The 2,607-nt window shown below is 56.9% G+C and carries 2 protein-coding genes; both read right to left on the reverse strand.

Translation table 11 applies throughout. The features are described from left to right. Window positions 1-1,006, reverse strand: a 1,006-nt coding sequence (locus tag FEM54_RS30215) for a sugar transferase (RefSeq protein WP_138454024.1), incomplete at its 3' end; no start/stop codon positions are given. A 431-nt stretch (window positions 1,007-1,437) separates the two neighbouring features. Further along, window positions 1,438-2,607, reverse strand: a 1,170-nt coding sequence (locus FEM54_RS30220) for a TonB-dependent siderophore receptor (RefSeq protein ID WP_138454025.1), incomplete at its 5' end; no start/stop codon positions are given.

The following is a 2,607-nucleotide window of genomic DNA, read 5'->3' on the forward strand; positions in this document are numbered from 1 at the left end:
ACACCCGGATCAGGTTGTCGTTGTAGCCAAAGCGCTTCTGGCGAAACAGCACCGGGCCCTTGGAATCGAGCTTGATCGCGATGGCCGTCGCCAGCATCACCGGTGACAGCAACAACAGGCCGATGCTGGCCAGCAGCAGGTCTTCGCAACGCTTGATAAAGGGCGACCAGCCGCGCAGCGGCAACTGTGAGGTATTGAACATCAGGATGCCGCCCACATCGGTGATGCGGTTATGCCCATAACGCAAGGCAGCCATGTCGGGCACCAGCATGACGTTCACCGACATCTGCCGCAGGCGCTTGACCAGCCCGTTGATACGCTGCTCGGCGGCCCAGGGCAGGGTGATCATGACCTGGCTGACCTGTTCGGAGCGGATCAGCTTTTCCAGGTCGCGGGTATTGCCCAGCAAGGGCAGGCGGCTCAATTCCTTGGGAATGCGCTCGGTACGGTCGTCGATAAAGCCGATCAGGCCGGAACGGATATCGCTGTTGCGTGACAGGTGTTCAGCCACATGCACCGCCGTCTCGGTAAAGCCCAGGATCACCGTACGTTGCAAGAACTTGCCGTTCTTCATCAAATGGCGATACAGGCGCAGCATCAATATCCGCTCCACGCCAAACAGCACCAGGCTCATGGAGAACCAGGCCGTCAGGTTGCGTGGGCTCAACTGTGGGAACAGCAGCAGGATCTGGTACATGAACAGCAAGATGCAAAACGCCGAGACCCAGGCCACCAGCATCACGCGAAAACGCAGGCGATTGCTGAACAGATCCTCGGAGTACACCCCCAGGGCCTGGAACAGAATGATGGTCAAGAGCGCAAAGAATACCAGGAGGCCCAGGTAGTGGTTGCGCATGTGCTCGGCGACAGGTTCCGGGTAGAACAGCAGGATAATTGCCGGCACCACAGCAGTGAGGCCGTGGATCAGTTTGACGAAGACGACAAAAAACTCAACGAAACCGGGACGAGTCAAAAACAGGCTATCGACCGACGATTTACCGCGCATAGATCAGATCCTCAATACACCACCAGAACGTTCCTGTTCGTTTTGCTCATCCATAAGGCAGGTTTGCTTTACAAGTGGTGCAAATCGAACAACTGCAGTTGCTGGGTAATACGTAATGCCTGTTCAGACGCAGGAATTTACGGAATGATGGCTAAATAGTGGCTTCCTTGAGGTTCCGTGTCAATGTTTTGGCTTTTTTTCGCCGTCGCCCTCAATGGCTCTCATGAGACCCATGGTATGACGATTTATTGACATTAGAGGCCGTGTTTTCAGAAAAATCGAGAATCGATGATGGCTTTTTGGAGTGTAGGAACAAACGTGGGGATTTGCCTGCCAGCGAAAAAAGCTTTTTTTGACAGAAGCAGGGCGGGGGAAGGGGGGTTGTCGAACCAGAGCCGGCTTGCCGGCTCTGGTGCAAGGACTGGTGATGTTTAGAAGTTGCCTTTGAGGCTCAGCGTGAGGTTGCGCGGCTCTCCATAAAGATTACCCCAGCCTGAGGTACCCACGGTCTGGTAGTAGTTTTTATCGAACAGGTTGTTGCCGTTGAGCGCCACCGTCCAGGTGTCGTCCACCTGATACGCAATGCGCGCATTCCACAACGCATACCCGGCCTGCTCCAGTTTGATGGTTTGCAGGCGGTAGTTACTGCTCTGGGCGTTGACCCCTGCGCCAACTGTCCATTTTGACAGTGCACCGTCCAACTGGTAGTCGCCCCATAAACGCAGCATATGCCGGGGTACGTAGGTGTTGGACACCGCGCCTTCGGCTGCGCTGTCGATGTTCTTCAGGTTTTTGGTTTGCGTGTAGGTGTAGCCGCCAAACACTTGCAGACGTTCAAGCAATTCGCCGCTCAGTTCGGCCTCGACCCCTTGGGCGCGAACTTTGCCAGTGTCGGTGTAGCAGTAGCCGTCGGAGGAACTGCCGCAGCGGGTGATGAAATCGGTTTGGGCGGCGTTTTTTTCGATGGCGCGAAACAGCGCCAGGGAACTGTTAAGGCGCCCGTCAAACCATTCGCCCTTGATACCCAGCTCATAATTCTCACCCATTTTCGGCTTGAGGGCCGAACCGCTGACCGTGGCGTAGGAGCTTTGTGGCTGGAAGATATCGGCGTAGCTGGCGTACACCGAAAGGTTGTCATTGAGGTCGTAGATCAGCGCGGCAAACGGCGTGACCACCCCGGTTTCCTTGGTGCGCGCATCCTGGTCGGCCCACTCGCCCCAGGCCAGGTTCAAGGACTCACGGCGGTTTTCATACCAACTGACGCGACTGCCGAGAACCAGCATCAACGGTTCGGCCAGGCGCAGGCGCAAGGTGGCGTAGGCGCCGTATTGGGTGGCGGTTTCCTTGACCGTACCGCCCCGGTACATATTCGGCCAGAAGGTGTCGTTGGCCGGCTCCGGGAAGTGGTGGTCGGGTTGATAGATGCTCTGGCGAGTCGGCAGATTCCGGATCGCGTAGACGTCGTCCTGAGTGCCACGGCTGCCGTTGGCGCCGATGATCAGTTCATGCGCCAGGCCGAAGGCTTCGAACTTGCCGTCCAGGTAGGCGTCGAGGCCGAAGTCCTTGTGATCGTAGTCCATCAGCGCGGCGTAGGAATTGGC

The organism is Pseudomonas edaphica, from assembly GCF_005863185.1.
GTDB classification, from domain to species: Bacteria; Pseudomonadota; Gammaproteobacteria; order Pseudomonadales; family Pseudomonadaceae; genus Aquipseudomonas; species Aquipseudomonas edaphica.